General features: G+C 27.7%; 6 protein-coding genes and 1 pseudogene. 6 read left to right on the top strand and 1 reads right to left on the bottom strand.

Annotated elements, in window-relative coordinates; translation table 11 throughout:
- Together ABY298_RS14055 and ABY298_RS14050 are read left to right on the top strand one after the other, a co-directional pair.
- A partial coding sequence (locus tag ABY298_RS14055) for a 2-oxo acid dehydrogenase subunit E2 (RefSeq protein ID WP_372746693.1) occupies nucleotides 1-205 on the top strand: 205 nt, incomplete at its 5' end.
- A 135-nt stretch (nucleotides 206-340) separates the two neighbouring features.
- Nucleotides 341-1,081, top strand: coding sequence for a transporter (locus ABY298_RS14050; protein WP_372746692.1), 741 nt, complete (start codon nucleotides 341-343; stop codon nucleotides 1,079-1,081).
- Here ABY298_RS14050 and ABY298_RS14045 read toward each other — a convergent pair.
- Nucleotides 1,078-1,530, bottom strand: a complete 453-nt coding sequence (locus ABY298_RS14045) for a retropepsin-like aspartic protease (RefSeq protein ID WP_372746691.1) — start codon at nucleotides 1,528-1,530, stop codon at nucleotides 1,078-1,080. The two genes, ABY298_RS14050 and ABY298_RS14045, sit on opposite strands and share 4 nt — an antisense overlap.
- Before the next feature lie 84 nt (nucleotides 1,531-1,614).
- Here ABY298_RS14045 and ABY298_RS14040 point away from each other — a divergent pair, with 84 nt between their 5' ends.
- From ABY298_RS14040 to ABY298_RS14025, 4 genes and pseudogenes are all read left to right on the top strand, one after another.
- Nucleotides 1,615-2,382, top strand: a complete 768-nt coding sequence (locus ABY298_RS14040) for a TatD family hydrolase (protein ID WP_372746690.1) — start codon at nucleotides 1,615-1,617, stop codon at nucleotides 2,380-2,382.
- Complete coding sequence (locus ABY298_RS14035) at nucleotides 2,372-2,854, top strand: methylated-DNA--[protein]-cysteine S-methyltransferase (RefSeq protein WP_372746689.1); 483 nt, start codon at nucleotides 2,372-2,374, stop codon at nucleotides 2,852-2,854. Before ABY298_RS14040 ends, ABY298_RS14035 begins: the two co-directional genes overlap by 11 nt.
- 31 nt (nucleotides 2,855-2,885) lie before the next feature.
- Nucleotides 2,886-6,269, top strand: coding sequence for a hypothetical protein (locus ABY298_RS14030; RefSeq protein WP_372746688.1), 3,384 nt, complete (start codon nucleotides 2,886-2,888; stop codon nucleotides 6,267-6,269).
- A gap of 62 nt (nucleotides 6,270-6,331) precedes the next feature.
- Nucleotides 6,332-6,531: pseudogene (locus tag ABY298_RS14025) on the top strand (DUF3575 domain-containing protein); the annotation flags it as partial.

The following is a 6,531-nucleotide window of genomic DNA, read 5'->3' as shown; positions in this document are numbered from 1 at the left end:
AGGAATGCACAATATTGTAGAAAGACCAATTGCTGTAAACGGAGAAGTTGTAATTAGACCAATTATGTACGTTGCGCTATCTTATGATCATAGAATTATTGACGGAAGAGAATCTGTAGGATTTTTAGTAGCCGTAAAAGAAGCTCTTGAAAATCCAATTGAATTATTAATGGATAACAATCCTAAAAAAGCATTAGAATTATAAAGGGTAACCAACTTTATGATAGTAATGAAAAGCCTAAATGTAATGTTTAGGCTTTTTTTTATTTTTCATGATAAAAGTCATTTTTATTTAGACTAATTATAAATAGTTTTGTAACCAAAATTACATAACAATTAAATGAACAAATATTATTTACTAGTTTTAGTTCTTATAACTACATGCAATACTAGTATTTCTCAAACTGTGGAATCTTCAGCGGCAGTAACTAAAAACACACTTCAAATTGAAATTGAATCGTTGTACACAATACAAAAAGAAGATAATATTAAACTTACTTCCTGGAGTATACCAAGTGCGTTGTTTAGATTTGGAGTATTTAAGGGCATTGAAATTCAATTAAACACACCAATAATAAAAGAAAAATTATGGGAAGAAGATCATTTAATCCATTCTTTAAATAAGTTTGATGATATTCAAGTAGGTTTTTCAGTGAATTTATGGAGCCAGCAAAATTTAATCCCCGAAGCTTCAATAATGGTAAGAGCAATAGTTCCTACAGATTCTAAATTTACCTTTAATAGTTTTGGAAAAATTTGTTCCCTAAACTTTTCAAATTCCATTACAGAAAACCTAACATTAAATTACAACATTGGTTACGCCGTTGAAACAGATCAATCAAAATCTGGATTTTACATTGCTAATGTAAGTTATGAAGCCTCTAATAAAATTCACTTTTTTGTTGAAAATTTTGGAGATTTCAACAATTCGAAGTTAATTTCTCATAACCTAAATATAGGAGGTGGTTATAATTTTAGCGATAATTGTGCTTTTGATATTTCCGTAGCAAATGGATTAAACCATAATCTATTTTACGTTGGTGGAATTCTAACATATATTATAAATACAAAAAGAAATTAAAACTTAAATATTAACTTTTTTAAATACAAACATTTTGTACCATAGTCTATAATTGCTTTTCCCTTTTCTAAAATATCTGCTCCAATAATACCGTCAACCGCTTTTGCTTTATGCTCGGTTAATGCCGTATTTACGTGTGTTAAATCGAACAAAACCACATTAAAATTATTATAATTCCAATCTTTTATCCAAATACTATTTTCTGCAGATATTTTTGTATCCATTCCAACAGCACCTGCTCCTGCAGCTTTAGTATCAGAATCTTCAACATCTAAATTAAATTTTTCTGCTAATGAAAAATCTATACAAGAATTAGATGCACCCGTATCTAAAATAAATCGTCCGTTAACACCATTTAAAGTTGCTTTTAATTCAAAATGATTTGTGTTAATCTTTTTCAGTTTTATTATGGAATATCCTTTTCGTTTTAGAATTTTATCTAATTTCATGGTTCGTATATTTAAATCAAAATTAGTCTTTTTTTTAAAAGTTATTTACTTTTCAACTTTCAAACTTTAAATTACTTTTGCTAAATGATAATTACAGATACACACGCACATTTATATAGCGAACAATTTAATGACGATAGAACAGCAATGGTACAACGCGCCATTGAACTTGGAGTTACTCGCTTTTTTATACCAGCAATAGATTCTACCTATTACAATGCAATGTTAGATTTAGAAGCCTCATTTCCGCAAAATATATTTTTAATGATGGGTTTACATCCAACACATGTAAAAGAAAATGTAGAAGAGGAATTAGCTTTTGTAAAAAAATGTTTAGATACACGTAATTTTTATGCGATTGGAGAAATTGGAATTGATTTATATTGGGATAAAACGCTATTAAAAAAGCAACAACACGCTTTTAAAACCCAAATAAACTGGGCAAAAGAAAAAAATTTACCAATTATTATTCATTGCAGAGATGCTTTTGACGAAATTTTTGAAGTTTTAGAAGAAGTAAAAGACGATAAACTATATGGAATATTTCATTGCTTTTCAGGAAATTTAGAACAGGCAAAAAAAGCAATTTCTTACAATATGAAATTAGGTATTGGTGGAGTTGTAACTTTTAAAAACGGAAAAATAGACCAGTTTTTAAGTGAAATTCCTTTAACTAATATTGTTTTAGAAACTGATGCGCCCTACTTGGCTCCTACTCCATTTAGAGGAAAAAGAAACGAAAGTAGTTATATTACCAAAGTTGTTACTAAATTAGCTGAAATATACAATGTAAGCGAACAAGAAATTGCTGAAATAACCACAAAAAATTCAAAAGACATTTTTGGAATCTAAAGAAACTACATATTACAAAACACCTATTGGAATTGCCGAAATTATTGGTGACGAACATGGGATATGTGAGATAACTATTTTAGATGAAGAAGTTAAAATACCAAAAAAAATACCAAAAGTTTTACAGGATTGTATTCAACAGTTAGATGAATATTTTGAAGGAAAACGTACCCAATTTACTGTAAAATTAAACCCAGAAGGAACTGAATTTCAAAAAAAAGTTTGGAATGAACTATTAAATGTTCCTTTTGGCAAAACCATTTCTTACATAGAGCAATCTAACAACTTAGGAAATACTAAAGCTATACGGGCAGTTGCTTCTGCCAATGGAAGAAATCCAATTTGGATTTTAATTCCTTGTCATAGAATTATTGGTAAAAATGGTTCATTAACAGGGTATGCTGGTGGAATTTGGCGAAAAAGATGGTTGTTAGATCACGAAAACCCTCCAGCACAACAATCCTTATTTTAAACTAATTTTACACAAACTACTTTAGTTTAAAATGAAAAGAGCTTTTTTTTTATGGTTTTTATTAATGAGCATAATTAGCAATGCTCAAAATGAAACATCTAACATTCGTAAAAAAACTTTTTTAGTTAAAAACGATTCAATTCTAATAGATTCTGTAAGTATTACACCTTTAAACTTTAAAGTTTTTTCAGAAGATTTAGTAGAAATCGATACTGCTAAATACACTATAGATTTTACCAATTCATTATTAATTTTCAATAATTCTAATGAGCAAAAATTTACAAATATCACTGTTCAATTTGTTCCTTACCCAAATTTTTTAACTAAAAAATATTTCAAATTCGATAAAAATTTAATTGTTCCAAAATCTACTTCAGAAACAAAGTTATATAGTTTGTCTTCCAACCAATCTAAAGCAGCATACAAACCTTTTGAAGGCTTAAATACAACAGGAAATATAACAAGAGGGCTAACGGTTGGAAATAACCAAAATGGCGTTACAAGTTCTACTTTAGATTTACAAATTGAAGGAAAATTATCTGATAAAGTAACACTAAAAGCATCTATAATAGATACCAACTTACCTATTCAAGAAAGTGGTAACACCTATAAATTAAACGAATTTGATCGGGTTTTTATTGAACTTTCCAGCAACACTTGGCAAATAAACGCCGGTGATATTTATTTAAATAATTATGGCACTTCATTTTTAAATTTTAACAAAAAAGTATCTGGTCTTTCGGTAAATGCAAAAATTGAAAACGATGATTCTGAAATAAATTTACAAGCATCGGGTGCTATTGTAAAAGGAAAATACAAAAAATATGAATTTACCGGAGAAGAAGGAAATCAAGGTCCTTATAGTTTATCGGATTTAGACAATACTTATATTTTAATTTTATCAAACACCGAACAAATTTATGTAAATGGTATTCAAATAAAAAGAGGAGAAGAAAACGATTATGTTATTGATTATAATACCGCAGAAATTACATTTTCTACAACCTATCCTATAACTGCAAATATGCGAATTACAGCAGAATACCAATATACAGATGAGGTGTATACACGTTTTGTAACGTACAATAATGTTTCGTATAAATCGGATAAACTTACAGTTAGTGGTTACTTTTATAATGAAAATGACTTAAAAAACCAGTCTTTAGAACAAGATTTGTCCGATGAACAAAAACAAATATTAGCCAATGCCGGAAACAATGAAGATTTAATGGTAACGCCATCTGCCTATGTAGATACGTATTCTGAAAATAAGATATTATATAAAAAAACATTGTCAGGATCTAATGAAATTTATGAATATTCAACCAATGAAACAGATGAGTTATATAATGTTTCATTTACCTATGTAGGTGAAAACTTGGGAGATTACAATCTGCTAGATGTAATTGCTTTTGGTAAAATATACGAATATGCTGGCGAAAATTTAGGAGATTACAACCCTATTACTCAGTTAATTGCGCCAAATAAATTACAAATTGCCGTTTTTAAAGCTTCATACAACCCTTCAAAAAAAACTAATTTAAATGTAGAAACAGCTTTCAGTAACAACGATAAAAATTTATTTTCTACTATTGATGATAACGAAAATCAAGGGTTTGCAACAAAATTAGGTTGGGAACAACTGCTAGTTCAAAAAAAATGGAATTTAAAAAGCACACTAAATTTTAATTTTATTAATAATAGGTTTACAAGTATTGAAACTATTCAGCCCGTTGAATTTAATAGAGATTGGAATGTGGAAACTATTGATGGAACTCAAAAATTATTGAATACTTCATTACAATTATTTAAACAAAACCAAAAAATAATTTATGAGTTTGAAAACTTGGAATTTGGGAGTTCTTTTCAAGGAAATAAACATCGCCTCTACGGTAACATAACTAAAAAAAACATAGATATTACCTTTAACAACAGCATATTAAACAGTGAATCTTTAGAGGAAAATACTGTATTCTTAAAAAATGCTATCAGTATAAAATATCGTAAAAATAAAAGTTGGTACGGGGTTTTATACAATTCAGAAAACAATAAACGAACTGCAATTGAAACAAATACTCTTTCAAGTGTTAGTCATAAATTTAATGAGTACGAAGCTCTTTTTGGCATTGGAGATTCTACTAAAGTTTACAGTCAATTTGGTGTAAATTTTAGCACAACAGACAGTATACAAAACAACCAGTTTACACAAGTAAATAATGCCAAAACCTATTATATAAAATCTACATTAATTAATACAAAAACCGCTAATTTAAATACGTACATAAATTATAGAAAAGTAAGTAATTTAAATTACAACGATGAAGAATCTTTAAACTCTAAAATTATTTATCAGCAACAATTATTTAATCAGTTATTAAATTTTAGTACAACATACCAAACACTTTCCGGGAATATATCGCAACAAAATTATACGTACTCACAAACCGAAGTTGGACAAGGTTATTACACTTGGATAGATTATAACAGTAACGGAATTAAAGAGTTAGATGAATTTGAAATTGCCCAATTTTCAGATCAAGCATCATACTTACGCATTATATTACCAACAGTAGAATATATTGCTACACATCAAAATAAATTTTTACAGTCAATTTCTTTAAATCCGCAACAATGGTCATCAAAAAAAGGAATAAAAAAATTGATTTCATATTTTTACAATCAATCCGTTATTTTAATTGATAACAATCAGAAAAAAACCGATCAATTTAACTTAAACCCTTTTGATGTTACAAATGATAATTTATTAGCTTTAAACTTTAACCTTAACAATAGTCTGTATTTTAACAAGGGGAAAAAACGCTATTCCACCACTTATAATTATATAAATTCTCAAACCAAAAGCACTACTATTATTGATGATTTAAGAAACGATTTAAAATTGCACAAAATCTCTTTTGAACATAAATTAGGTGACTTTTGGTTGTTAAATTTTGAAGTAAGCGATACTAAAAACAGCACCAACTCATTAAATTATACCAGTAAAAATTACGAACTTCATAATACTTCCATTTATCCTAAACTAAGTTATTATTACAGTGATGCCATTTATTTCTCAGTTTTATTTGAACAAAAAAATAAGAATAATCAAATAGAAAGTTTTGAATCTTTAAATCAACAAAAAGTTGGTTTTGAAACAAATTATTCTAAAAAAGACAGCTATTTATTAAAAGCAGAAATAAATTTATTTAACAACAAGTTTACCGGAGACAGTAATTCATCTGTAGGTTACCAAATGCTTGAAGGATTACAATCTGGAAAAAATTATACCTGGAGTATTTTATTTTATAAAAAACTAAATGCTTTTTTAAATTTAAACTTAAATTATTTAGGACGAAAAAGTGAAACATCTACAACAATACATACTGGCACCATTCAATTAAAAGCAATATTTTAAAAATATTTTACAATAGTTTAATGGTTGTATAGTATATTTGATAAAACTTAAAATAATTATCTATGAAAAAACTTCTAATATTTTTAGTGTTATCAACTATAAGTTACACATCTTTTGCTCAAAACGAAACTGACCCAAATGAATTAAAAATTAACATGTCTAACCTTATAGGTTTTAAATGGCTAGATGTTGGTTATGAGCGAATTTTGAATGAAGAATCTTCACTTGGTTTTAGTACAGTTATTAGTCTAGATCACACCGT

It is taken from the genome of Lutibacter sp., from assembly GCF_041596795.1.
Lineage (GTDB): Bacteria > Bacteroidota > Bacteroidia > Flavobacteriales > Flavobacteriaceae > Lutibacter.
The sequence above is the reverse complement of the archived record's forward strand: the minus strand, read 5'-3'. Positions and strand labels throughout refer to the sequence as shown.

What these genes read in the sequence shown, in the direction of transcription:
- ABY298_RS14050 (WP_372746692.1), top strand. Translation starts at nt 341, where the DNA reads ATGAACAAATATTATTTACTAGTTTTAGTTCTTATAACTACATGCAAT.
- ABY298_RS14030 (WP_372746688.1), top strand. Translation starts at nt 2,886, where the DNA reads ATGAAAAGAGCTTTTTTTTTATGGTTTTTATTAATGAGCATAATTAGC.
- ABY298_RS14045 (WP_372746691.1), bottom strand. Translation starts at nt 1,530, where the DNA reads ATGAAATTAGATAAAATTCTAAAACGAAAAGGATATTCCATAATAAAA.
- ABY298_RS14040 (WP_372746690.1), top strand. Translation starts at nt 1,615, where the DNA reads ATGATAATTACAGATACACACGCACATTTATATAGCGAACAATTTAAT.